The organism is Roseibium aestuarii (genome assembly GCF_008477545.1).
GTDB lineage: Bacteria > Pseudomonadota > Alphaproteobacteria > Rhizobiales > Stappiaceae > Roseibium > Roseibium aestuarii.
On sequence record NZ_VORA01000001.1, the window covers coordinates 135214 to 157796 of the forward strand.

Genomic DNA, 22583 nt, shown 5'->3' on the forward strand with positions numbered 1-22583 from the left:
AGGCAAAACGCCGCGCCCGGGCGGGCCGGATGGAACGGATCAGGAGGACAGGCCGCCGGCGAGCGTCGGCAGGTCGAGTGGGCGGAAGCCGTAATGCTGGATCCAGCGCACATCCGCGTCGAAGAAGGCGCGCAGATCGGACATGCCGTATTTCAGCATGGCGATGCGGTCGATGCCCATGCCCCAGGCGAAGCCCTGATAGACGTCCGGATCGAGGCCGCAATTGCGGATCACGTTCGGATGCACCATGCCGCAGCCCAGGATCTCCAGCCAGTCGCTGCCTTCGCCGATCTTCAGCTCGGCGCCGGAGCGGTCGCACTGGACGTCCACTTCCATGGACGGCTCGGTGAAGGGGAAGAAGCTCGGACGGAAGCGCATCTTCACGTTCTCGACCTCGAAGAAGGCCTTGCAGAACTCTTCCAGCACCCACTTCAGGTGACCGAAATGCGCGCCCTTGTCGATGACAAGCCCTTCCACCTGATGGAACATCGGCGTGTGGGTCTGGTCGCTGTCGCAACGATAGGTCCGGCCGGGAATGATCACGCGGATCGGCGGTTCCTGATTGCGCATGGTGCGGATCTGCACCGGCGAGGTGTGGGTGCGCAGCAGCAGCCGTTCGCCGTCTCCCTTCGGGTTGAAGAAGAACGTGTCGTGCATCTCGCGCGCCGGATGGCCTTCGGGGAAGTTCAGCGCGGTGAAGTTCAGCTCGTCGGTCTCGATATCCGGGCCTTCGGCGACGGAGAAGCCCATGTCGGCGAAGATCGCGGTCAGCTCGTCGATGACCTGGGAGACCGGGTGAATGCGCCCGGTTTCCAGCGGCGAGGCGCGCAGCGGCAGGGTCACATCCACCGTTTCGCTGGCCAGACGCGCGTTCAGGGTGGCTTCCGCCAGCACGGCCTTGCGGGTGGCGATGGCGTCGGTGATCTTGGCCTTCAGGCCGTTCAGAGCCGGGCCCATCACCTGGCGCTCTTCCGGGCTCATCTTGCCCAGGGTCTTCATCAGTTCGGAAAGGCTGCCCTTCTTGCCGAGGGCGGCAACGCGCACCTCTTCAAGGGCGGCTTCGGTTGCGGCCGCCTCGATGGCTGCCAGCAGGTCGGTTTCCAGGGTCGTCAGGTCGGACATGGTCGCTCGAGTGGTTCGGGCCGGAGGGTTGCTGTGGAGCAACCCCGGCCGCACGTCGGAATGAGGTGCGGGTCTTTTAGCGAAAAAAGCCCCGCGTTGCCACGATGGGCGCGAAATTTGGTCAGGAAAGATCGCAGGGCCGCGCATGCAGGCCGCAGATCAGGGAGAGGCCCGGAACAGGGCAGTGCGTCAGCGGCTAAATCGTCCGCAGGCAGGCCCCTGCCGGTCGAACAGGCGCAGGTGTCCTCCGCCCAGCAGCGCCACGCGGGGCGTCAGGGCAAGCGGGCCATCGGGGGCGCAAAGGGGGCTCGGGTCCGGTCTCATCGAGCGCGAGTTTAGTCAGGACGCGAACCGGCGCAACCGCTAATTTTCGGGCAGTTCCAGCGAGCGCGGCAGCTCCTGCTTGATCCACTCGCTGAAGGCCTTCACCGGGCCCTCATAGGGTTGGTGCGGCCCGCGCACCAGCCAGTAGGAAATGCCCGTCTCGATCATTTCCGGGAAGGGGCGCACCAGCTGGCCGCTTGCCAGCGCGTAATAGGCCAGCGTCTCCCAGGCCAGAAACACCCCCTGTCCGGCGACCGCGGCATCGAGGCACAGGGCGCCGTCCGAGAAGGTCGGGCCGTTGACCAGCGTCTGCCCGCTGCGCCCGGTCGCCGCCAGCCAGTCGTCCCAGGTGAACATCTGCCCCGGATCCAGGATCACCGGCAGGTCGAAGACATCCTCCGGACGGGAAAAGCTGGCGGCCAGCGCCGGGCTGCAGACGGGGAAGATCCGCTGTCCGAGCAGGCGCTCCGCCTTCAGGCCCGGATAGGGACCGCGCCCGACCCGGATGCACAGGTCCACGTCGGACAGCAGCGGATTGGTCAGGGCGACGGAGGCCTCGACGCGCACCCGGATGCCCGGATGGGCGCGGGCAAACTGCTTCAGATGCCAGACCAGCCACTTGCCGGCGAAGACCGGCGCGACGGAGACGGTGAGCGCATCGGGCCGCCGCCGCTCGGTCATCTCGACCGCCGTCGACAGCGCGCTCATGCCCACGCTCAGCTGGGTGAGCACCGGCTGGGCGGAGGCGAGGGGATGCAGGCCGCGCGCGCGGCGTTCGAACAGCGGCTGTCCCAGCTGGGCTTCCACCTTCTGCACCTGCTGGCTGACCGCGCCAACCGTCACGCCCATCTCTTCCGCGGCGGCCTTCAGCGAGCCCAGACGCCCGACGGCTTCCACGGCACGAAGCCCGGAGAGGTGAATGCGGTTGAGGTTCTTCATATAGTTTTTCTAAATCGAATTGCAGAAGAAGTCGATTTTTATCGGCGGTCACCGGGCCTATATGTACAGCATAGCTGAATTCAGAAAAAGGAATTTGGCCATGACGGTTTCAACCGCATCGAAGATAATAAGGAGAAAAATCATGATGCTGATGACCATGTTCGCCCGCCGGCAGAACCCGCTGGCAGACCGTGCCTTTGCCCGACAGGAGCCGCTGGATCATCCGGCGATCCAGCGCATGAGCCCGCGCGAACTCGCGGACCTGCCGCCGACCCATCGCTGAGGCGATCGGGGGCAACCACGACACCGAGGGATCAACGGCGCCAGGAGACCCTGAGCGCCGTTTTCTGTATCCGGATGCCGGTGGGGTGTCCCCCGGCCATGTGGTCAGCGGCTGAAGGTGATCGTCCGGCTTCCCTTGCCCTGCGCCCCATCGGCCGCGAGCTCCATGGTGGTGATGCCGTAGAGATGGTTTTCGTCCGCCGCCAGCAGATAGAGATGGAAGGTCATGAGACCGCCCTCCTGCTGCATCTGGCCGCTGGTGTGCAGCAGCGGCAGCGACGCTGGGTCACATCCGGGTCCGTTCGGGGCGAGGCTTGCGGCAAGCTCGGCGCTTTCCAGGGTAAGACCTGTCGGGCCTGCGAGATCGGCCGGAGCCGCTGCCATGGCCTCGATCATGTAGCTGCCCTGAAGCCCGGCCGAGGACAGGATCAGTGTGCCGTCGCCTGCCCCCGTTAGCGACGAGGTCTCCGGCGGCGCGGGTGGCAGGGGCATGCGCATGCCCATCATGGAGAGTTCGCCGGCGCCATTGACCGTGGTCCAGGTGCCGGTGAGGGCGGTCGCCAGCGCGCCCATGTCCGTGCCGCGCGCGCCGCAATAGGAGCCGGCCTGTGCGCTGCCCGTGGCGGCCATGAGGCCGGCGAGCGCCATGCCGCCGAAGAGGCAGGCGGATATGCGTTTCATCTGCAATGTCATTCTGGAAATCTCCCGAAGCAATGGCGGGAGATTATCAGAGATTTGCGCGCACAGCGTGCTGCAGATCACACCCTGCGCGGCTGCGTCCGGGTCAGGCCTTCTTGACGAACTCGGTCAGGATGACGATGCGCTGATCATTCACCCGGCCTTCGATCTGGCCGGCATTGTCCGGCACCAGGCCGATGTTGCGAACGGCCGTGCCGCGCTTTGCAGTGAAGTTGGCGCCCTTGACCTTCAGGTCCTTGATCAGCGTCACCGTGTCACCGGCGGCCAGCACCGCGCCGAACGTGTCCTTGTGCACGATCTCCCCATCGGCGCCGGATGCGGCCTGCCCGGCCTGCGCCCAGGCCAGGGTGTCCTCGTCCAGATAGATCATGTCAAGCAGATCGCGCGCCCAGGCTTCATCCGAGAGACGGTTCAGCAGACGCCAGGCGGCAACTTGCACGGCGGGCACCTGGCTCCAGGCGCTCTCGTTGAGGCAGCGCAGATGGTTGGCGTCCAGCTCGGTACCCTCGATCTGCTCCCGGCAGGCCTCGCAGGCGAGGATCGTCTCGTCCACGGTCTCGCCGTCCTTCGGGGCAACAGCCAGCGCTTCCAGGGTCGTCTGGGCGCCGCAGAGTTCGCAGACGCCGTTGGCGCGGGCGTGAAGGTCTGTTTCAAGGCTCATGGAGGGCTCCTTGCGGTGAGCTCAGGGCCGTCGGAATGCCCTGCAACGGAAAAGAAGAGCCCCGGCGCCTGATGTCTCGGGCCCGGGGCTCCATGATGGAATTGGAAGAGGGACGATCAATCGTCCATCTTGAGGGCCTGGATGAAGGCTTCCTGCGGAATCTCCACCTTGCCGAACTGGCGCATCTTCTTCTTGCCCGCCTTCTGCTTTTCCAGAAGCTTGCGCTTTCGGGTGGCGTCGCCGCCATAGCACTTGGCGGTCACGTCCTTGCGCAGGGCCGAAAGCGTCTCGCGGGCAATCACCCGGGCGCCGATGGCGGCCTGGATCGGGATCTTGAACATGTGCCGCGGGATCAGCTCCTTCAGCTTCTCGCACATGGCGCGGCCGCGCTTTTCGGCCTGGCTGCGGTGCACGAGAACGGAGAGCGCATCCACCGGCTCGTCATTGACGAGGATCGACATCTTCACCAGGTCGCCGGCACGATAGTCGGAGATGGTGTAGTCGAAGGAGGCGTAGCCCTTGGAGATGGACTTCAGCCGGTCGTAGAAGTCGAAGACCACTTCGTTCAGCGGCAGGTCATAGGCGACCATGGCACGCGAACCGACATAGGACAGGTCCACCTGCATGCCGCGCCGGTCCTGGCACAGCTTGAGGATGCCGCCCAGATACTCGTCCGGCGTCATGATGTTGGCGCGGATCCACGGCTCGCGGATCTCGTCGATCTTCACCACGTCCGGCATGTCGGCCGGGTTGTGCAGCTCAACGTCCGACCCGTCGGTCAGGGTCATCTGATAGACCACCGACGGCGCGGTCGCGATCAGGTCGAGGTCGAACTCGCGGGACAGGCGCTCCTGGATGATTTCCAGATGTAGCAGGCCAAGGAAGCCGCAACGGAAGCCGAAGCCCAGCGCCGCAGAGGTTTCCATCTCGTAGGAGAAGCTGGCGTCGTTGAGGCGCAGCTTGCCCATGGCGGCACGCAGGTCCTCGAAGTCGTTCGCATCCACGGGGAAGAGACCGCAGAACACCACCGGCTGGGCCGGCTTGAAGCCCGGAAGAGCTTCGGCACAGGGCTTCTTCTCCAGAGTGATGGTGTCGCCGACGCGGGTATCGGCCACTTCCTTGATCGAGCCGGTGATCACGCCGATTTCGCCGGCATGCAGCTCGTCCACCTGCAGGAACTTCGGCGTCATCACGCCGACCCGGTCCACGTCATAGACGGCGCCGGTGCCCATCATCTTGATCTTCTGGCCACGCTTCAGCGAGCCGTTGATGATGCGCACGAGAACCATGACGCCGAGATAGGTGTCATACCAGCTATCGACCAGCATGGCCTTCAGCGTGTCGTCCGGGTCGCCCTTCGGCGCGGGCAGCTGCTTGACGATGGCTTCCAGAACCGTGTCGACGCCCATGCCGGTCTTGGCCGAGATCATGCAGGCTTCGGACGTGTCGATGCCGATCACATCCTCGATCTGCTCCTTGATCCGGTCGGGCTCGGCCGCCGGCAGGTCGATCTTGTTCAGGACCGTGACGATCTCGTGGTTGTTGTCGATGGCCTGATAGACGTTGGCCAGCGTCTGCGCTTCCACACCCTGCGAGGCATCGACCACCAGCAGCGAGCCTTCACAGGCCGCCAGCGAGCGGGACACCTCGTAGGCAAAGTCCACGTGACCCGGAGTGTCGATCAGGTTCAGGATGTACTGCTGGCCATCCTGGGCATTGTAGATCAGGCGCACGGTCTGGGCCTTGATCGTGATGCCGCGCTCGCGCTCGATGTCCATCGAGTCGAGAACCTGTTCGGTCATCTCGCGGTCGGTCAGCGTGCCCGTCATCTGGATCAGCCGGTCGGCAAGGGTCGACTTGCCGTGGTCGATGTGGGCCACGATGGAGAAGTTGCGGATGTTGGAAAGCGTCTTCGTTGTCATGGCGCTCGTTTATCATCGGCACGGCATTTCGAAAAGAGGCTTGAAGCGAGAAAACCGGCGGAATCCGAAGGCTGTTCTGCCTGATCTGTGCGCAGCTCCTGCCCCATCCGGCAGCCTGCCTCCTGCGGCCCTTGCATGCACGCGGCGCGCTCTCTTTCCTCACGCGCCGGAGACTTCCATTCTTTGGGCAGGCACAGCGTCAGGATGTCGGCTAAGAACCTCGTCGAAGTGCCTTTCGACAACGAGACCAGCCATGCATCTGCGCCCCGCCGAGGACCGCGACCTTCCCGCGCTTTTGTCCATCCACAATCACGCCGTCCGCGAATTGACGGCGGCCTGGACCACTATCGAGGATACGCTGGACGATCGCCGTCTCTGGCTCGAGGGGCGACGTGCCGACGGACTGCCGGTGCTGGTCGCCGTGGACGAAGCGGATCAGGTGCTGGGATACGGCACCTACGGCGCCTTCCGGGCGCGGCCGGGATATCGCCTGACCGCCGAGCATTCTGTCTATGTCGCAACACAGGCTCAGGGGCGCGGCATCGGCAAGACCCTGATGCTCGCACTGATCGACCGGGCGCGGGCGGAGGGCTATCACGTCCTCGTCGGCGCGGTGGACAGCTCCAACGAGGCCTCCCTCGCGCTTCACGCCAGCCTCGGTTTCGATGTCTCCTGCCGCCTGCCGCAGGTCGGGCACAAGTTTGGCCGCTGGCTGGATCTGGTGCTGGCGTCCCTCGTCCTGGATGATCGGGAAGTGCCGCCCGCGGCCTGAGGGAGGAGGCTGCGTCCGGTCACTCGGCCTTCAGAACGGCCTGACAGGCATCGGGCAGGGCCGCCAGCGCCATCGGTTTCTTCTTCACGACCTTGGGCGTCTCGCCCGGTTTGGGTGGTTTGGGCACCCAGGGCTCGTCGGAAAGCCAGTAGGCAAGCTCCTTGCCGCATCCGTCATCGGGCGCGGGTGGGGCCTGGTTCTCGCATCCTGCGCTGCCTGCCGGGCACGAGAGCCGCACATGGAAGTGATAGTGGTGGCCCCACCAGGGACGCACCGTGCGCAGCCAGGTCCGGTCGCCGGTCTCGAAATCGCAGAGCGCCTTCTTGATCGCCGGACTGACGAAGATGCGGGCGACGCGCTTGTCCTGGGCGGCCCGGCGGATCAGCCGCGCATGAATATCGGTGAAGACCGCCGGATCTACGGAGCGATCTGCGCCCTTCACATCCATCGGCCCCTTCAGCATGGAGACGGCGGACACATTCTCCCGCTCCTCCCGGCTCATCTCGTGGTCGGGCATGGGCTTCAGCCAGATATCCGCGTCGAGCCCGATCTGATGGCTGGCATGGCCGGAGGTCATGGGGCCTCCGCGCGGTTGCGCCATGTCGCCCACAAGCAGCCCGGGCCAGCCGAGCCCCGGCGCGTCCTTCGCAAGATCTTCCAGATACTCGACGAGGGTGGGATGACCCCAGTTGCGGTTGCGCGACAGGCGCATCACCTGCCAGCCCTTGCCGTTGATCGGCAGGGCGACCCCGCCTGCAAGACAGCCCTTGGCATAGGAGCCGATGGAGCGGCTGGCGAGGGAGGCAGGCGCTGCCACAGCCCCGAAATAATCCCGAGCGGGGGCCTGCGGATCCAGACTTCCGGCTATCGGGCTGACCGGACGCGCCGCCGTGTCGGAAACGGCCTTCGCCGTGACACCGGGCTTGTGCGGGGGCAGGGGCGCCGGGTCGGGGGCTGCGGCGAGAGCCGGGCCAGAGAGCACAGAACCCGTCAGCACAGGGCCCGCCAGCACAGCACCCGCCAGCATCCAGGCGATCAGGCGGAGGGCGGTTGCGGCAGGTCGGGCCTTGTCGGTCGTTTGGGTCATGTGCCTATCGGGTTCGATCGATGAGCAGATCCGCGATCTCGTCGAGGAGCAGGGTGTTGTCCCGGATGATTCGATCCGCCACACCATTGAGCGTGATCATATTGCCGGGACGGGCATTGTCCATCGCCTCTGCCCCTGCGGGAAGCGGGCCGCTCAGTCGGATGTAGCGGGCCTCGCCCGGGGCATTGAACAGGCGTCCGGCCTGATAGGAGGCCGTCTGCGCCTGTCCGTCGGAGAAGATGGAGAGGATCGGCACTCCGTTTGCCGGGCGCATCCAGCCGAGCGCCCCCCAGCCCTTCGCGTCCTTGTAGGGGAAGGGCTGTTCCTTCGCCCGGCCGGTGCCCAGGGACAGGATGACGATATCCTCTGCGGCCCATCCCATCTTGCGCGCCTCGAGATAGGCCGCCAGCGCCGGGTCATTCATGAAGACGCCGCCGTCGACGAGCGCCTGTTCATCGCCTGTGGTCAGGTTCTCGATCAGGGCGGGTTCGAAGAAGGAGGGGGCAGCCGTCGTCGCCCGCACCGCCTGCCAGAGGTAGTAGTCGTCGCTTCGGGTGCCGTCATGCTGGCGGGTGTTGCCCATGAACACGGCCTTGCGGCGTTCGATGTCATAGGCCGTCAGCACCAGATGGGTGAGCGCAGACGCCATGGAGGTCCAGCCGAAACGGGCCTTCAGCAACGCCTCCAGCGGCCGGGCATCATAGGTTTCGTCGAAGAGGCCGAAGGGGTTGCTCAGGAAGCGGCCGATCCGGTGGGCGGGTGAGTAGGTAAAGATCTCCCGCGCTTCCTGCTCGTAGAAGTGCCGCAGCTCGCTGAGGGTGGCTGCCGGCTCGTCACGGGCGCCGCCGGGCTTGGGGGCCGCGAGCCCGGCGGCGATCAGTCCGCCGGTGGACGTTCCGCAGATCAGGTCGAAGCACTGGTGCGGCACCATCTCGTGGCCCTTGTGCGCCATGCGGGCCGCCACGCTTTCCAGAATGCGCAGCGGAATAAGCCCGCGCACGCCGCCGCCGTCGATGGACAGGATGATCCGCTTGCCTTGCGCCATGGTCCCCCCGGGTCGTCTGGTGGTTCGGTCACGGGCCACCGGCCCGGATTCATGAGCCGGATCCTTTCGGGCAAATGCGGCCGGGCTGTGACGGTGTTTCCACTGCTCCTGACATGTGCTTCCCACATGCGCCGCGATCCTGAAGCTTGAAGACCGGCACTTGAATTCTGACTTCCCTAACGTCATCCCGCAAGCGCGCCAGAGGTCGCAAGCGTGTCTGGCCTGCAAAGCGGTGCTTAAGTTCCGCCCGGTGATTGCCAAGCCTTGCTCAGGCTCTAAACTCCCGGCCAGAACGAAAGGACTTGTGTCACATGAATATCGACCTGCTGCGCCGTCTGTGCGAAACCCCCGGCGTTCCCGGCCACGAGCATCGTGTTCGCGCGCTGATCCTCTCCGAGATCGAAGGCCTCTTCGATGAGGTGACGGTGGACCCGATGGGGTCGCTGCTCTGCCGCCGCGATGCCCGCCGCAAGCCGGAAGACGGCTCTGCCCCGAAGAAGGTGATGCTGCTCTGCCATATGGACGAGATCGGCTTCCTGGTGTCCCACATCACCGACAAGGGCTTCCTGCATGTGCAGCCCGTCGGCGGCTTCGACCCGCGCAACCTCTTCTCCCGCCGCGTTCTCCTGACCACCGATGACGCCGCGTTCAAGGGCGTGATGAACCCGGGCGGCCGTCCGATCCACATCTCCTCTCCGGACGAACGCAAGAAGGTGCCGGAGCCGGACGAATTCATCATCGACATCGGTCTCAGTGGGGACGAGGCCAAGGACAAGATCCGCATCGGCGACATGGTGACCATGGACGAGCCGCTGATCGAGATCGGCGACAAGATCGTCTCCAAGGCCCTCGACAACCGCATTGCCTGCTGGCTGGGCATCGAGGCGATCCGTGCGCTGGGCGATGCGGACCATGGCTGCGAGATCCACGTGGCCTTTACCTCTCAGGAAGAGGTCGGTCTGCGCGGGGCCCGCACCGCAGCCTATGCCATCAAGCCGGACATCGGTCTGGGCATCGACACGACGCTGGCCTGCGACACGCCGGGCGTTCCGGAACAGGATCGCACGACGGTCCAGGGTGAAGGCTTCGGTCTGCACGTCAAGGACAGCAGTTTCATCGCCGATCGTGAGCTGGTGAAGGAACTCGAGGCGCTGGCGGAACAGGAAGGCATTGCCTTCCAGCGCACCATGCTTCGCGCTGGTGGCCAGGATGGCGCCGCGGCCCAGCAGGCTGCAGCCGGTGCAAAGGCTGTCGGCATCGTGGTCGGCACCCGCTACATCCACACGGTCACCGAGATGATCCACCGCGACGACCTGAAGGCCGCGCGCGACATCATCGCTGCCTATCTGAAGGTGGCATGATCACGCCCGTCCGCGGACGGGAAGGGGCCTGATCAGGCAAGACTGGCGAGCAGGTTGCCCACCTGTTCGCCGGTCCCCGCATAAAGCGAGCTGACCGAGGCGCTCTGATAGCTGAGGCTGGTGTCGCCGAAATCCGCCTCGATGGAGGCGGCACTGGCCGAGCGGGCCGACAGACCGGTGCGGCTGTCATAGGACACCCGGTCGATCGAGACGAACTCGGCGGAGATCGTCTGGTCGCCGAAGGTGGCTTCCACGGTCGTGGTGGAGATGCTGGCGCTTTCGATCTGCAGCAGGTTGCTGCGGCCCTCGTCGCGGATCTCCTTGTCTCCGAGCGCTGACTTCAGCTTGCCGGCCGTCTTCCGGTAATCCTCGATCGAGGCCAGGGCCCTCTTTTCGCTGTCCTTTTCGTCGGCGCCCTTGCGCTGCTCGGCGGCTTTCTGGAGGGCGGCGATCACCACCGCATCTTCCTCCGCCTTCTTGGTGGCCGCTTCCAGCGCGTTGGCGAGAGGCGCCTCGCTCTTGTCCTTGCTCGCGCCCTCAGCACGCCCGTTGCCCTGACGTCCGGAGGAGGAGAGGGTGGCGACCAGCGTCGACGACGTCTGGGTCGTTGTCTCGATGGAGATCTGCATGGGCGCTTTCCGTCTTCGCGTGAGGATTGAAACTGGCGGAATCCTCTACGTAAAAACTTAATTTGCTGTTAACTCTCTACCGCGATCTCACGGGTATCTGCGGATTTGGTGTTCGCCGCGCAAGCCTTTCTTTGCATCTGGGGCCCGATCCTGACCCTCGCCCTGCCGCCCAATCACCAGGCAGGGTTGAAGGGAGGATCGCATGTTTCTCGTTGAACTGATCTACGCGAGCCGCGCCGACGGCATCACCGGCGCCCAGATGACGACGATCGTGGAAGAGGCGCGCGTTGCCAACAGGAAGCGTTTCATCACGGGTGCACTTCACTTCCAGTCCGGCGTCGTGATCCAGTGCCTGGAGGGCGAGCGCGAGGTGGTGAATGCGCTCTACAACAACATCGTTCGCGACGCCCGCCACAAGGATCCGGTCGTCCTCGCCTTCGAGCAGATCGACTGCAGGACCTTCGAACGCTGGAACATGGGCTATGTGCGCGAGGGGCTGATCAGCCCGGACCTCTATCTGAAATATGCGATCGGCGGAAAGTTCGATCCCTTCTCGATGAGGGGGGAGAGTGCGGTGGCCTTTGCCCGCAAGCTGGCGCTCAGTCTGGCGACTTCCGGACCGGAGATCCACTAGGCGGACGAAGGGCCCGTAAGCGTGCTCAGGAACCGGATCGCAGCCGCCGAACCGGCGGGATCGATCCAGTGCCCCACATCGGCAAGGATCACCGTCTCGACGGCGCATCCAAGCGTCTGAAGCGCGTCGCGGGCAACCTCCAGATGCCACGGCTCGACCACGTCATCCTCCTCTCCGTGAACCAGAAGAACCGGGGGCAGTGCCCCTGCGTGTACCGGTTGAGAGGGGATCGGGTCGGGAAGCCGTCCGGAAAAGGCCAGGATGCCGGCGCAGGGGGCGGGGCCATGGCGAAGTCCGGCCTCCAGCGCCATCATCGCGCCCTGAGAGAAGCCTGCAAGGATCAGCCTGTCCCAGCCGAGCCCGATCCGGGTCAGTTCAGGGTCCAGCCGTCGCAGAAGGGCTGGGGCTGCGCTGGCCGCACCGGTCGCGATCTCGCGCGGATCCCGGTGCGTCAGGGCAAACCACTGTGCGCCGCCCAGCATGGGGTGGGGCAGGGGCTCGGGCGCCTCCGGCAACACGACGGCAATCTGCGGCAGCGCCGCCTGCCACGCGCGGGCAACATCGAGCAGATCCGTCGCATCCGCTCCATAACCATGCAGAAGCGCGACCAGATGAGTGGCCGCTTCCGGCGCCGGCGGGTCAAGCCGGAGCATGTCCGCATGGCTCATTCGGCGGCGACCAGCGGCGGCCTCTGCCATTCGCCCGCCTCGACGGCAGCAATCTGGGTGTCGATCTGCTGCAGCACGAAGCGGGAGAACGGCCCCAGGTGCACATAGAGCGCCATCATCACCAGCACCTGCTTGATGGTTGAGGGACGATGGGTGAGGCACCAGAAGAGCGTCTTCCAGAAGATCGCGCGCTGGTCCTTGCCGGCGAAGGTCATGGTGAGCACAAGCCGGCCGAACATGCGCAGGTCGTGGGGAAGCGTGGCGCCGAAAAGGTCCGCATTGGCCCCGGAGGTGTTGAGCATGGTCGCCACCCGCCGCACCCGCCCGGCATAGGCCTCCGGCGCATAGACCTTGTCGATGATCTTGCGGAAGTCGCGCAGGATCTGGGCCCGTGGCCGCTTCGTCTCGAAGTTTAACCCGGCCGTGCACTGGTCGCCGTCGAGCGTGTCGGGGTCGTCGGTGCCGAAATCGGCATGAAGACGCCCCTCCCGCTGCAGGCGCTTGGTCAGCTGGGTGGTCGGCAGCGCATAGAGCAGGCCTGTCATGGCCACCGGAATGGCGGCATCCTCGATCAGCGCGGTGATCTCGTCGGCAACCCGCTCGCTTTCCTCGTCGAAGCCGACGATGAACCCGCCGATGACCATGATCCCGGCCTCGTAGATCTTGTGCACGCTGCGGGCGATGTCGCGCCGGGTGTTCTGCTTCTTGCGCGTGGCGATCAGAACGTCCGGATCGGGGCTCTCGATGCCGACGAAGACGGTGAAGAAGCCAGCCTCCTGCATCATCCGCAGCAGTTCCGGGTCGTCGGCCAGATTGAGCGAGGCTTCCGTCGACAGTTCGAAGGGATAGTTGTGGGCCTTCTGCCAGGCGATCAGCTCGGGCAGGAACAGCTTCACGGCCTTCTTGTTGCCGATCAGGTTGTCGTCGACGAAATCCACGTGGCCGCGATAGCCGAGCGCATAGAGCCGGTCCAGCTCCGCCAGCATCTGGGGCGTGGTCTTGGTGCGCGGCACCCGGCCGTAAAGCTCGATGATGTCGCAGAATTCGCAGGTGAAGGGGCAGCCGCGCGAATACTGGACGCCCACCTGCACATAATCCCGGAAGGTCAGCAGATCGAACCGCGGGATCGGGGTGGACGTGACGTCGGCCTTGAACTTCTCCGCATCGAAGCGGCCCTCGCGCGTGCCGTCGTTCCAGGCTTCAACGAAGCGGTCGAGAATGCCTTCCGCCTCGCCGAGGACGAGGAAGTTGGCGCGCGCGTAGATCTCGGGGCTGGTGGTCGCATCGGGCCCGCCCACCACGACGGGCAGGCCAAGGGCGCGGCACTTTTCAATGAGCGCCAGCGCGTCGGCCTGTTGGGGCAGCATGCCGCCGGTCATCACCAGATCGACGTTCTCGAAATGGCTGTCGAGAAGCTCTGCCGTGTTCCGGTCGACGAGGGTGATGTCCCATTCCTGGGGCAACAGGGCGGCAACCGTGATCAGCCCCAGCGGCGGAGCGGGATATTTCGCGCCGACCATCTCGCAGGTGGATTTGTAGTTCCAGAAGGAATTCGACGCGAACCTCGGATAAATCATCAGAACGCGACACGGGCTGACGGCCATAAACCCCTCCTTCATGGACCCATCTGCAATCGGATCACCGGACTTTAGCAGTCCTGCCGTCCAGAACAATGACCCGTCGGGAGATTTCCGAAAGGGATTCCTGAGGGAGGTGGACGGCGTTCGGACAACAAAAAAGGGCGGTTCAAGCCGCCCTTTCCGCTGGAGATCCGTTGTCTCCGTCAGAGAACCTTGAGGTCCTCTGCAACAGCGACGCCGCGGCGCCACTCCAGGTCATAGGCCACGAGCTGGCCTTCGCTGAGAGTGTCGATTCCGGACCGGCGCATCGCTGCGAGTTCGACGAGGATGTCGTCCCCGTCTTCGGGCTCGATCCGGCCGATACCTCGGCTGTTGTCGAACCACTTCACGTTGCCGTGTTGCATTGTACTTGTCTTTCTACTTCTTAAAATTCGTACCCGGCTCAAATAGCGGGGTTCTTGAACGATTTTGTGACACCGGCCACCTTGTCGGCAATCCTGTTCCCCTGCGTCAGACGGCAAGTCTGCGCCATGCATGGTTAATGAAAGGAAAACGGACCCGGCGCCTTGCGCTGCGGTGTCTTGCAATCTTTCCCTCATGTGGGGAGGGCGGTGGCATTCCGCAAGGGGCAATCCGCACGTGAGGCAAGATTTGCCGAAACGGGCCTGCCGAAAACGACAACGCCGCGCGGGGGCGCGGCGTTGCTGGTCGGGACTGGTGGAACGGATTGCCCGGTCCGGGTCATCCCGCCACGGGTGGCTGGGGTCAGGCCGCCCGGATCTGGGAGAGGAAGGCGTTCATCGCCTCCCGCATGGTGGTGGACCGCTGATGCAGCTGCTCCACGCTGTTGCGCATCTCCATGCTGAGCTCGTTGGTCTGGCCGGCTGCGCCGCTGACCTCGGAGATCGACTGGGAGACGGACCGCGTTCCGTTTGCGGCTTCGCTGACGTTGGAGGCGATTTCCTGGGTGGCCGCATCCTGCTGCTCGGTGGAAATGGCCATCTGGGACGTGCGCTCGGCGATGGAGCGGACCATTTCGGAGACGCTGTTGGTGGCCTCCATGCTCTGGTTCGCGGCAGTGCGCATTTCGGAGATCGACCGATCAATTTCTTCCGTCGCCTTGGACGTCTGCTCGGCCAGCGCCTTCACTTCCGATGCCACGACCGCAAAGCCCTTGCCGGCATCACCGGCGCGTGCCGCCTCGATGGTGGCGTTGAGGGCCAGCAGGTTGGTCTGGGAGGCGATCTCGTTGATGAGGCTGGTCACGTCGCCGATCTTGGCCACGACCTGGTGCAGGGTGCCGACCGCATGGTTGGAGCGTTCGACCTCTTCAGAGGCCTCCGCCGCCAGACGGGAGGACGCGCGAACCTGTTCGTTGATCTCGCGGATCGAGGCGGAGAGCTCTTCCGTGGCACCTGCCACCGTGTTGACGTTGCTGGTCGCCTGTTCCGAGGCGGCAGAGACGGACATGGCCTGCTGGGTGGTGCTGTCGGCGAGATGCTGCAAGGAACCCGATTTGGAGAACAACTGGTCGAGCGACGAGATCATCTCGTCGGTGATCCCGAGGACGGTCCGCTCGAACTCCTGGGCAACCCGCTCCATCTCGGCGTGCTTCATCCGCTCGGCCTCGATCTTCTGCTGTTCGGACTGGGCCTCCAGCTCGCGGGTCTTGATCAGGTTGTCGCGGAAGATGGCGAGTGCCGCGCCCATGCGGCCGATCTCGTCGCGGCGATCGTCTTCGTCCAGCTTCACGGAGGTGTCGCCATGTGCGAGCGTCTCGACCACGTCGGTCAGACGGGCCAGCGGTCGGGAAACGAGGCGGAAGTTGATGTAGCCGAGGAAGATCGCCAGCAGCACCAGAGCGCCGGCGCTGACGACCGAGAGGGTCTGCATGCTGTCCAGCTCGTCGATCTGGGAAGCGTTCTGCGCGCGGCTTTCTTCAGCGAGAACACCGGTCAGGTCTCCGGTGGCGGCGATGATGCTGTTCAGCTTGTTGCGGGCCTCCGGGGCCTGTTCCATGGCGCGAGCCATGTCGACGGTCTCCGGCTTCTCCATCAGGGTGAACTGGCGCTCGGTGATTTCGCTCAGCCAGCTCTTCCAGGCGGCCTCCAGCACGTCCAGCTTGTCGATGTTCTGCGGTGCCTTGGTGGCAAAGCCGGAGCGCAGGGTGTCGAACTGGGTCTGGATCGTCGGGGTCAGCGCGCGCGCTTCATCCACCAAGCCGCGATCACCGGTCAGCAGAAACTTCTTGGTGCTGAGAGCCTGCTCCAGGATGTTGCGCTGCATGTCCAGCGCATCGCGGGAGACCTCCCCGATGCGGCTGACAACCATGGCCTCGCTGGCGACACGGTTGGACTTCACGTAGGTGGTGCCCCCGGCAATAGCACCAATCAGGGCCAGGACGACAAAGGCCGCTGCGCTCTTCTGTGTGACTGACAGGTTCTTGATCATTCGTAACATCTCCGGGTCAGCGGTTCAGCTTGATGGGGTTTGGCGCCGCTGCAGCTCAGTCAGGTTGATTTCGATCGTTGCCGCACCAATCGGCTGGCCGGTGGTGCTGTCCGCAATGGACAGATTGAGTTGGGCTTTCCAGATGCCGAAATCTTCGTCCCATTCCGCTGCGTCAATGAAGACTGCATCAGAACCGTTAGGAAATGTTTTCTGGAACTTGTCTTCGTCGCCCTGCCAGTAGTCGCCGGTAATCGAGCTCTGGCCGACGTTCAGGCCATTGGCGTCCATGACGAAGACTTCGCGGTAGAGCCCGACAGCTCCGGCCTGCACCCGCAGGAGATAGATGGAGAGCGGCGCGCTCAGGGTTGCGGAGATGAGGGGCTTGGCCTCTTCTTCGCGTTCCTTGCGCCACTGCTGGTCGAGGGCGTCGATCTCCGCCTGGCCCAGCGACCCGCGGGCGCTGTTCTGGTTGTTGATGGAGAAGGCGACAATCGGGTTGTCGAGCCAGCTGCGCACATCGGCAATGACCTTCTCGTCGATCAGGGCCGTGGCGTCCGGTCCCTTCTCTTCAGCAAAGGTCGACGGGGCGAAAAGAAGTGTTGCGGTCAGGCTGAGTGCCGCAGAAGCCAGTGAGAAATTCCGAAGCATTTTAGGAGCTCCCTGTTGTTTGAACAAAGATCACCTAAAAATTTAAAGAATTACGAAACAAGGGAAGCGAAAGCCCTAGTGCAAAATACCTAGCGTGCTGGTAAAAATAAAATTAAAAGTAGGGGTTTTTACGCCACTAAACCGAGGGTATGTGATTGTTGAGCGAATTTTATAAGTATAAACGCGCGAGATCCTGCAACGCCACCGTGTAATCTGGGTATTTGAACGTATATCCAAGCTCTTCCTTCAACCGGGCGTTGGAGACGCGCTTGTTCTCGCCATAGAAGGAGCGGGCCATGGGTGTCAGATCGGCCGTCTCGAAGGGGATCTCTGCCGGAGGCTCCGCACCCAGCAGTTGCGCGGCATAAAGCACCACGTCCTGTGGCGGAGCGGGCATGTCGTCGGTGACGTTGTAGATGCGGGTCTGAGGCCGCGCCATGGCCGCCTCGACGGCGCCGGCAATATCGGCAACGTGGATGCGGTTGAAGACCTGCCCCGGCTTCACCAGCCGTCGTGCGGTGCCCTTCCGGAAATTCTCGAACGTGTTGCGTCCGGGGCCGTAGATGCCCGAGAGCCGGAAGATCTGGACCGGCAGTCCCGTCTCCTGCGCCAGCTCCAACCAGGCCGCTTCCGCCGCCACCCGCTGCACGGATCGGCGCGAGACCGGCTTGCACGGCGTGTCCTCGTTCACCCATGCCCCGTCATGGTCGCCATAGACCCCGACGGTCGACAGGTAGCCGATCCAATCCGGCCCGCTTGCCCGCAAGGTTTCGGCGCACGTGTTGAGCACCGGATCGCTGCTTTCGTCGGGGGCGATGGAGACCAGCACATGGGTGGCCTCGGCAAGGGCCGCCAGCAATGCGTCCGAGGCCTGCTTCCCGTCGAAGAGGAAAGGCGTCACCCCGTTGGCGGCGAGCGTTTCCGCCTTTTCGGCAGAGCGGGTCGTTCCGCCGATCCAGGTGCACCGATCCCGGACCTGCTCGACGATGGCCTTGGAGGAGAATCCCATGCCGAAGACGAATAGACGCATGTGCAGACCTTGATCTAGAGAGCGAGATGCTTGCGGCGGATCTCGTAGAGACTGATGCCGGTGGCCACGGCCAGATTGAGGCTGTCGGCCTGGCCGACCTGCGGGATCCGGATCAGGGTCTTGCACGCATCCGCCAGATCCTGCTCCAGCCCCTGCTGCTCATTACCCATCACCAGAAGGGTCGGTTCGGTATAATCCGGCGTCCGGTAGTCGACGGACCCCTTCAGGTGGGTTGCTGCCACGGTTCCCGGCCAGCGGACGATGAGATCCTTGAGATCCTGCCGGGTGGCCTTGTAGAGCGGCACATGGAAGAGCGAGCCCATGGTGGCGCGCACCGTTTCCACCGCGAAGGGATCGGTGCAATCGCCCACCAGCACGACGCCGCTGGCACCCACCGCATCCACCGTGCGGATGATGGTGCCGAGGTTCCCGGGATCGCGCACCCGGTCAAGGGCGACGAGCACCGTCTGGGCGTGCGGGTCGAGGTTGCGCAGGTCGCTGATGCGCTGCTCGTAGACCCCGACCACCATCTGCGGGTTGTCCTTGCGGGTCATGGCGGAAAGGATCGCGGTATTGACCTCGAGGATCAGCGCGCCGCGGGCCTTTGCGGTTGCCGCGGCCTTTTGTGCGACCGGATTGTCCCGCATGTCCGGGCCGAGGGCCAGGTAATGCACGTCCCAGCCGGCTTCCAGCGCGTCGGTCGCAAGTTTCAGCCCTTCGGCGACGAAGAGGCCGGCCTGCGTGCGGTGCTTGCGCTGGGTCAGAAGCCCCTTGATCTCCTTGATCAGCGGGTTCGAGTGGCTGGTGATCTGCTTGACGGCGCCGGTGCGGCGGGGGGCGTTGGAAGAGGTCATCGGCTGCTCCACCGGCTGAAGAGGGACGTGGACAGGGCGCGCGCACCCTTGTCTTCGCGGATCACGAGTTCGCCGGACTCCAGCAGTCCGCCCTGGGTCTTCAGCGTTTCGGCCATGAGTTCGTGGATCGACAGGAAGCTGGAGCGGATCGCATAGGCGGTCAGGATCATGAACACCGCGTCCGGCGACAGCAGCTGGCGCAGGTTGTCCAGCATCTCCGGCAGGTTCACATAGATGTCCCAGACCTCGCCCTTCGGCCCGCGGCCGTACTTCGGCGGATCAAGGATGATGCCGTCATAGGTGCTGCCGCGCCGCACTTCGCGGGCGACGAACTTCGAGGCATCCTCGCAGATCCAGCGGATGGGCAGGTCGTCCAGGCCCGACAGGGTCTGGTTTTCCCTTGCATAGCCGATCGCCTTCTTGGAGGCATCCACATGGGTGACATGCGCGCCATTTGCCGCCGGCAGCAGCGAGGCAAGGCCCGTGTAGCCGAAGAGGTTCAGGATCTTCATCGGCCTGTCGCCGCGACGGGCGACTTCCTCGCGCACCTTGCCGTTCACCCAGTCCCAATGGGCGGCCTGCTCCGGGAAGACGCCCACATGGCGGAAGGACATGAAGCGCCCGACATAGCGCGCAGGCCCGTAAGCCATGTTCCAGGTCTCGTCCACATTGCCGCCGAACTTCCAGCGGCCAGGGCCTTCCTCGTCCGTGTCGCCGGTGAAGACGCCGTCAGCCTTGCGCCAGGCGGCCTCGTCGAGGCGCGGCGTTCCCATGGCCTGGGGCTCGGGACGGTCGATCACATAACGCCCGTAGCGCTCGAGTTTGCGGCCGTGTCCCATGTCCAGAAGGCGATAGTCCGACCATCCGGCCGTCTCCAGGATGACGGGCCAGGACTGGGTCGGAGGGGTGCCGGATTTGGCGAAGGAAACGGACATGGGATCGGGGCTCGGCATTTCTCGGGAGGATGTGTTTCATCCGGTTTCTGCGGATAACTCGGTCTGATGCCATTAGGCCCGGGACGCCGCCGGGTCAATCGATCCGCGGCAATTTTCCGGCGACTGCCTCAGCGGATCCTTCCGAAACTCTCACCGAAACTTCCGCGAAACCGCGAGAGGTGTTTTTACCAGACCTGCCGGGCCTGTCGTCCTCCAGACCGTTGAGGATTAAAAAGTTTTGACAATTATCATGGCATTTGGTCGATTGACGGATGAACAATGGCCAGAAATGCCCTCTTGAAAGCCTAGATTGATGCATCCGGTGAATCTCACGAGGTCTCATGTGGACCTGGTCGTGCAGACCGTCGAAGACAGCGCCCAGGCTGCGACCTCCACGCTCGCAGCCTCCTGGCGTCGGTCGATGATGTATCACGGGCTGGATCCGGCGACACCGCCGCGGGCGCTCGACCGGCTCGAGGACGCCGCCATCCGTCAGGCGCGCGAGCGCAGCGCCAAGGTTGTCGAAGTCGCAGCCCCCGCGCTCGAGCGTCTGGTGCGCGCTGCAGGCAAGGTCGGATGCTGTGCGATCCTCTCCGACGAGGATGGCCTGATCATCGACACCCGTGCCATTTCGGCGGAAGCGGCCGAATACAGCCGCTGGGGCCTGGCGTCCGGGGTCAACTGGAGCGAATCCCACGCGGGCACCAACGGCATCGGCACGAGCCTGGTCGAGAAGCGGGCGATGATCATCCATCAGGATCAGCATTTCTTCTCCACCAACATCCGCCTCAGCTGCATGTCGGCACCCATCTTCGGCGCCTTCGGCGAGCTGGTCGGCGCGCTTGACCTGTCGAGCTGCCGCGAGGACATGAGCTACGCCATGTCCGTCGTGCTTTCCACGGTCGTGGCCGACAGCGCCCATGCCATCGAGACCGACCTCTTCCGCAAGGCCTTCCCGAACTGCCGGGTGATGATGGCCGAAGGACATGGGGCCTCCGGTGTCTCGCTGCTGGCCGTGGATGACAACGATCTGGTGCTCGGGGCCACCCGTCTCGCCCGCAAGACCATGGCGATCTCCGATGATGTGCTTGCCCGGCTGCCCAGCCTGGCGGAGGTGCTCCAGCGCGAGGACCCGATCCAGCCCAACGGGATCAAGGGCGGCCCGAGCGACATTCGCCGCGCGCTTGCTCGCCGTCGTGGCAACGTGTCGGCTGCGGCGCGGGATCTCGGCATTTCGCGTGCCACCATGTACCGGCGCATGAAGCAGTATGACATCGAGGATCCCTCGGCCTGACGCGGGCCGCGGCCCCCAGCCCCTAGCCCCCAGGCGCGGTGGATGAGACGCCCGCGCGACAAAAATCGGGTGTGCCGGACATGGCCCCCTTGCTCCGGCCTCAAACACCCGTCACTCTGACAGGCAAGTCCATAAGGACGTTGCGGAACCGAACAGTCACAAGGTGCCCGTCTCTTTTCGGCAGGGCCCGACAGGCGCGATGACCCGCGCATCGGACACCGTGTCGTCAAAAGGCCCCGCAGAGGGCCGCATGGGACGGGAGAGGAAAGCAGGGCAATCATGGACATTCAGGGCGAGTATCGCATTCCCGCAAGTCGCGAGACCGTCTGGGCGGCGCTGAACGACCCGGACATCCTGAGGGAGTGCATCCCCGGGTGCGACACGCTGGAAAAGACCGATGACACCCACATGCAGGCCGTGGTCACCGCCAAGGTCGGCCCGGTCAAGGCCAAGTTCACCGGAGCCGTCACCCTTGAGGATCTGAACCCGCCCGAGAGCTATCGCATCGTGGGCGAAGGCAAGGGCGGTGTGGCCGGCTTTGCCAAGGGCGGCGCCGAAGTCCGCCTCGCCGAGGACGGCGCAGAAACCATTCTCACCTATGTCGCCAATGCGCAGGTGGGCGGCAAGCTCGCCCAGCTTGGAAGCCGTCTGATCGACAGCACCGCCCGCAAGATGGCCGACGAGTTCTTCGGCGCCTTTTCCCGGCGGCTCGGGGCGGTCGATGCCCCCCTGAGCGATGACGATCTGGACGCGGGCGTCATGGAAGAGGCGCGCCATATCGCCATGGAAGATGCCCCCTATCACCTTGCCGAAGCCATCGAGGACGCGGAAGAGGCCATCGAGCGCCGCGTCCATGATGCGGAGGAAAAGGTGGAGGTCGCGGCCGGCCGGGGGGTGCTTGGCGGACCGTTCGTCTGGGGCTTGATCGCGCTGGCGGTGATCATCGCCGCCCTGGCGCTGGCCAACTGAACAGGGTTCTACCGGGTGGGGCCTTGCGGGAAGAGGAGCCCGCACCCCGTGCCCGTCGGACCTGACAGGACGGACCCGGTATGGGCCCGTCACACACGCGAGTGAGCGGGACGGCGCTGAGGAGGCGCCGCCCGGTTTGAGAGGGAGAGACTGATGACGCAAGTGGCCATGACCTTGAATGGCAAGAAGGTGTCGGCGAATGTGGAGGACCGGACCCTTCTGGTGCACTACATTCGCGAGGCCCAGGGACTGACCGGCACGCATGTGGGGTGCGACACCTCCCAGTGCGGCGCCTGCGTGGTCCATGTGAATGGGCGCGCCGTGAAATCCTGCACCATGCTGGCCGTTCAGGCTGCCGGTGCGGAGGTGATGACCGTGGAAGGACTGGCCAACGGTCCGGAACTGCATCCGGTCCAGGCGGCCTTCCGGGAGCATCACGGCCTGCAGTGCGGCTTCTGCACCCCGGGCATGATCATGACCGCCGTCGACATGATCCGCCGTCACAATGGCGTGCTGGACGAGGACACCATCCGCCACGAGCTGGAAGGCAACATCTGCCGCTGCACCGGCTACCACAACATCGTCAAGGCGATCAAAGCCGCTGCCGACCAGATGGTCGCGATGCGCACTGCCGCCGAGTGATTGCGAGCCGACGTTCGCCATTCATCACGCAACTG

At 64.5% G+C, this 22583-nt stretch carries 23 protein-coding genes; 7 read left to right on the top strand and 16 right to left on the bottom strand.

The window, feature by feature from the left end:
• Nucleotides 1-39: 39 nt before the first annotated feature.
• Entirely contained in the window at nucleotides 40-1122 is a 1083-nt protein-coding gene (gene pheS, locus FR728_RS00620; RefSeq protein ID WP_149890728.1) for a phenylalanine--tRNA ligase subunit alpha, read from the bottom strand.
• Between the two features lie 363 nt (nucleotides 1123-1485).
• Nucleotides 1486-2385: a LysR substrate-binding domain-containing protein gene (locus FR728_RS00625; RefSeq protein ID WP_149890729.1), complete on the bottom strand. Its 900-nt coding sequence runs from the start codon at nucleotides 2383-2385 to the stop codon at nucleotides 1486-1488.
• Between the two features lie 142 nt (nucleotides 2386-2527).
• Here FR728_RS00625 and FR728_RS19280 point away from each other — a divergent pair, with 142 nt between their 5' ends.
• Entirely contained in the window at nucleotides 2528-2668 is a 141-nt protein-coding gene (locus FR728_RS19280) for a hypothetical protein (RefSeq protein WP_188318840.1), read from the top strand.
• A 104-nt stretch (nucleotides 2669-2772) separates the two neighbouring features.
• On the opposite strand, the gene FR728_RS00630 is transcribed toward FR728_RS19280, so the two are convergent.
• The 3 genes from FR728_RS00630 to lepA all read right to left on the bottom strand — a co-directional run bounded on the left by FR728_RS00630 (nucleotide 2773) and on the right by lepA (nucleotide 5949).
• Nucleotides 2773-3348 carry a hypothetical protein gene (locus tag FR728_RS00630; protein ID WP_149890730.1) on the bottom strand — a complete coding sequence of 192 codons (576 nt, stop codon included), beginning with the start codon at nucleotides 3346-3348 and terminating at the stop codon, nucleotides 2773-2775.
• A gap of 103 nt (nucleotides 3349-3451) precedes the next feature.
• Nucleotides 3452-4027 carry a PhnA domain-containing protein gene (locus tag FR728_RS19515; RefSeq protein WP_149890731.1) on the bottom strand — a complete coding sequence of 192 codons (576 nt, stop codon included), beginning with the start codon at nucleotides 4025-4027 and terminating at the stop codon, nucleotides 3452-3454.
• Between the two features lie 116 nt (nucleotides 4028-4143).
• Entirely contained in the window at nucleotides 4144-5949 is a 1806-nt protein-coding gene (gene lepA, locus FR728_RS00640; RefSeq protein WP_149890732.1) for a translation elongation factor 4, read from the bottom strand.
• A gap of 253 nt (nucleotides 5950-6202) precedes the next feature.
• Here lepA and FR728_RS00645 point away from each other — a divergent pair, with 253 nt between their 5' ends.
• Nucleotides 6203-6721, top strand: a complete 519-nt coding sequence (locus FR728_RS00645; RefSeq protein WP_149890733.1) for a GNAT family N-acetyltransferase — start codon at nucleotides 6203-6205, stop codon at nucleotides 6719-6721.
• Nucleotides 6722-6740: 19 nt separating this feature from the next.
• Here the strand turns inward: FR728_RS00645 and mepA are convergent, their stop codons facing one another.
• Together mepA and FR728_RS00655 are read right to left on the bottom strand one after the other, a co-directional pair.
• Entirely contained in the window at nucleotides 6741-7748 is a 1008-nt protein-coding gene (gene mepA, locus FR728_RS00650; RefSeq protein ID WP_188318823.1) for a penicillin-insensitive murein endopeptidase, read from the bottom strand.
• Between the two features lie 64 nt (nucleotides 7749-7812).
• The gene (locus FR728_RS00655; RefSeq protein WP_149890735.1) at nucleotides 7813-8853 is read right to left on the bottom strand and encodes a patatin-like phospholipase family protein; all 1041 of its coding nucleotides are present in this window, start codon (nucleotides 8851-8853) and stop codon (nucleotides 7813-7815) included.
• Between the two features lie 311 nt (nucleotides 8854-9164).
• On the opposite strand from FR728_RS00655, the gene FR728_RS00660 reads away from it, so the two are divergent.
• Entirely contained in the window at nucleotides 9165-10214 is a 1050-nt protein-coding gene (locus tag FR728_RS00660) for a M42 family metallopeptidase (RefSeq protein ID WP_149890736.1), read from the top strand.
• A 32-nt stretch (nucleotides 10215-10246) separates the two neighbouring features.
• Here FR728_RS00660 and FR728_RS00665 read toward each other — a convergent pair whose 3' ends face one another.
• Complete coding sequence (locus FR728_RS00665) at nucleotides 10247-10843, bottom strand: hypothetical protein (protein ID WP_149890737.1); 597 nt, start codon at nucleotides 10841-10843, stop codon at nucleotides 10247-10249.
• A gap of 202 nt (nucleotides 10844-11045) precedes the next feature.
• Between FR728_RS00665 and FR728_RS00670 the strand changes: the two genes are divergently transcribed.
• Nucleotides 11046-11477, top strand: a complete 432-nt coding sequence (locus FR728_RS00670) for a BLUF domain-containing protein (RefSeq protein ID WP_149890738.1) — start codon at nucleotides 11046-11048, stop codon at nucleotides 11475-11477.
• Here the strand turns inward: FR728_RS00670 and FR728_RS00675 are convergent.
• From FR728_RS00675 to FR728_RS00710, 8 genes are all read right to left on the bottom strand, one after another.
• Nucleotides 11474-12130: an alpha/beta hydrolase gene (locus tag FR728_RS00675; RefSeq protein WP_188318748.1), complete on the bottom strand. Its 657-nt coding sequence runs from the start codon at nucleotides 12128-12130 to the stop codon at nucleotides 11474-11476. The genes FR728_RS00670 and FR728_RS00675 overlap by 4 nt on opposite strands.
• 11 nt (nucleotides 12131-12141) lie before the next feature.
• Nucleotides 12142-13722 (bottom strand): B12-binding domain-containing radical SAM protein, encoded by a 1581-nt coding sequence (locus tag FR728_RS00680; protein WP_244304343.1) that lies wholly within the window; start codon nucleotides 13720-13722, stop codon nucleotides 12142-12144.
• A 206-nt stretch (nucleotides 13723-13928) separates the two neighbouring features.
• Nucleotides 13929-14129, bottom strand: a complete 201-nt coding sequence (locus tag FR728_RS00685; RefSeq protein WP_149890741.1) for a cold-shock protein — start codon at nucleotides 14127-14129, stop codon at nucleotides 13929-13931.
• 361 nt (nucleotides 14130-14490) lie between these two features.
• Nucleotides 14491-16176, bottom strand: a complete 1686-nt coding sequence (locus tag FR728_RS00690; protein ID WP_149890742.1) for a methyl-accepting chemotaxis protein — start codon at nucleotides 16174-16176, stop codon at nucleotides 14491-14493.
• Between the two features lie 24 nt (nucleotides 16177-16200).
• The gene (locus FR728_RS00695) at nucleotides 16201-16824 is read right to left on the bottom strand and encodes a hypothetical protein (RefSeq protein WP_208998601.1); all 624 of its coding nucleotides are present in this window, start codon (nucleotides 16822-16824) and stop codon (nucleotides 16201-16203) included.
• 169 nt (nucleotides 16825-16993) lie between these two features.
• Nucleotides 16994-17854: an SDR family oxidoreductase gene (locus FR728_RS00700; RefSeq protein ID WP_149890743.1), complete on the bottom strand. Its 861-nt coding sequence runs from the start codon at nucleotides 17852-17854 to the stop codon at nucleotides 16994-16996.
• A 14-nt stretch (nucleotides 17855-17868) separates the two neighbouring features.
• Nucleotides 17869-18708 (bottom strand): TrmH family RNA methyltransferase, encoded by an 840-nt coding sequence (locus FR728_RS00705; RefSeq protein ID WP_149890744.1) that lies wholly within the window; start codon nucleotides 18706-18708, stop codon nucleotides 17869-17871.
• Nucleotides 18705-19643 carry a class I SAM-dependent methyltransferase gene (locus FR728_RS00710; protein WP_188318749.1) on the bottom strand — a complete coding sequence of 313 codons (939 nt, stop codon included), beginning with the start codon at nucleotides 19641-19643 and terminating at the stop codon, nucleotides 18705-18707. The genes FR728_RS00705 and FR728_RS00710 overlap by 4 nt, the downstream gene beginning before the upstream one ends.
• 355 nt (nucleotides 19644-19998) lie before the next feature.
• Here FR728_RS00710 and FR728_RS00715 point away from each other — a divergent pair, with 355 nt between their 5' ends.
• The 3 genes from FR728_RS00715 (at nucleotide 19999) to FR728_RS00725 (ending at nucleotide 22548) form a co-directional block, all read left to right on the top strand.
• Nucleotides 19999-20937, top strand: coding sequence for a GAF domain-containing protein (locus FR728_RS00715; protein WP_208998602.1), 939 nt, complete (start codon nucleotides 19999-20001; stop codon nucleotides 20935-20937).
• A gap of 279 nt (nucleotides 20938-21216) precedes the next feature.
• A complete protein-coding gene (locus tag FR728_RS00720) occupies nucleotides 21217-21906 on the top strand; it encodes an SRPBCC family protein (RefSeq protein ID WP_149890747.1) in 690 nt (229 codons plus the stop codon).
• 153 nt (nucleotides 21907-22059) lie between these two features.
• Nucleotides 22060-22548, top strand: a complete 489-nt coding sequence (locus tag FR728_RS00725; RefSeq protein ID WP_149890748.1) for a (2Fe-2S)-binding protein — start codon at nucleotides 22060-22062, stop codon at nucleotides 22546-22548.
• Nucleotides 22549-22583: the final 35 nt, after the last annotated feature.

What these genes read in the sequence shown, in the direction of transcription:
- FR728_RS00665 (WP_149890737.1), bottom strand. Translation starts at nt 10,843, where the DNA reads ATGCAGATCTCCATCGAGACAACGACCCAGACGTCGTCGACGCTGGTC.
- FR728_RS00660 (WP_149890736.1), top strand. Translation starts at nt 9,165, where the DNA reads ATGAATATCGACCTGCTGCGCCGTCTGTGCGAAACCCCCGGCGTTCCC.
- FR728_RS00670 (WP_149890738.1), top strand. Translation starts at nt 11,046, where the DNA reads ATGTTTCTCGTTGAACTGATCTACGCGAGCCGCGCCGACGGCATCACC.
- FR728_RS19515 (WP_149890731.1), bottom strand. Translation starts at nt 4,027, where the DNA reads ATGAGCCTTGAAACAGACCTTCACGCCCGCGCCAACGGCGTCTGCGAA.
- pheS (WP_149890728.1), bottom strand. Translation starts at nt 1,122, where the DNA reads ATGTCCGACCTGACGACCCTGGAAACCGACCTGCTGGCAGCCATCGAG.
- FR728_RS00725 (WP_149890748.1), top strand. Translation starts at nt 22,060, where the DNA reads ATGACGCAAGTGGCCATGACCTTGAATGGCAAGAAGGTGTCGGCGAAT.
- FR728_RS00645 (WP_149890733.1), top strand. Translation starts at nt 6,203, where the DNA reads ATGCATCTGCGCCCCGCCGAGGACCGCGACCTTCCCGCGCTTTTGTCC.
- FR728_RS00675 (WP_188318748.1), bottom strand. Translation starts at nt 12,130, where the DNA reads ATGCTCCGGCTTGACCCGCCGGCGCCGGAAGCGGCCACTCATCTGGTC.
- FR728_RS00685 (WP_149890741.1), bottom strand. Translation starts at nt 14,129, where the DNA reads ATGCAACACGGCAACGTGAAGTGGTTCGACAACAGCCGAGGTATCGGC.
- FR728_RS00625 (WP_149890729.1), bottom strand. Translation starts at nt 2,385, where the DNA reads ATGAAGAACCTCAACCGCATTCACCTCTCCGGGCTTCGTGCCGTGGAA.
- FR728_RS00700 (WP_149890743.1), bottom strand. Translation starts at nt 17,854, where the DNA reads ATGCGTCTATTCGTCTTCGGCATGGGATTCTCCTCCAAGGCCATCGTC.
- FR728_RS00655 (WP_149890735.1), bottom strand. Translation starts at nt 8,853, where the DNA reads ATGGCGCAAGGCAAGCGGATCATCCTGTCCATCGACGGCGGCGGCGTG.
- lepA (WP_149890732.1), bottom strand. Translation starts at nt 5,949, where the DNA reads ATGACAACGAAGACGCTTTCCAACATCCGCAACTTCTCCATCGTGGCC.
- FR728_RS00690 (WP_149890742.1), bottom strand. Translation starts at nt 16,176, where the DNA reads ATGATCAAGAACCTGTCAGTCACACAGAAGAGCGCAGCGGCCTTTGTC.
- FR728_RS00720 (WP_149890747.1), top strand. Translation starts at nt 21,217, where the DNA reads ATGGACATTCAGGGCGAGTATCGCATTCCCGCAAGTCGCGAGACCGTC.
- FR728_RS19280 (WP_188318840.1), top strand. Translation starts at nt 2,528, where the DNA reads ATGATGCTGATGACCATGTTCGCCCGCCGGCAGAACCCGCTGGCAGAC.
- FR728_RS00680 (WP_244304343.1), bottom strand. Translation starts at nt 13,722, where the DNA reads ATGATTTATCCGAGGTTCGCGTCGAATTCCTTCTGGAACTACAAATCC.
- FR728_RS00695 (WP_208998601.1), bottom strand. Translation starts at nt 16,824, where the DNA reads ATGCTTCGGAATTTCTCACTGGCTTCTGCGGCACTCAGCCTGACCGCA.
- FR728_RS00710 (WP_188318749.1), bottom strand. Translation starts at nt 19,643, where the DNA reads ATGTCCGTTTCCTTCGCCAAATCCGGCACCCCTCCGACCCAGTCCTGG.
- FR728_RS00630 (WP_149890730.1), bottom strand. Translation starts at nt 3,348, where the DNA reads ATGAAACGCATATCCGCCTGCCTCTTCGGCGGCATGGCGCTCGCCGGC.
- FR728_RS00705 (WP_149890744.1), bottom strand. Translation starts at nt 18,708, where the DNA reads ATGACCTCTTCCAACGCCCCCCGCCGCACCGGCGCCGTCAAGCAGATC.
- mepA (WP_188318823.1), bottom strand. Translation starts at nt 7,748, where the DNA reads ATGCTGGCGGGTGCTGTGCTGGCGGGCCCTGTGCTGACGGGTTCTGTG.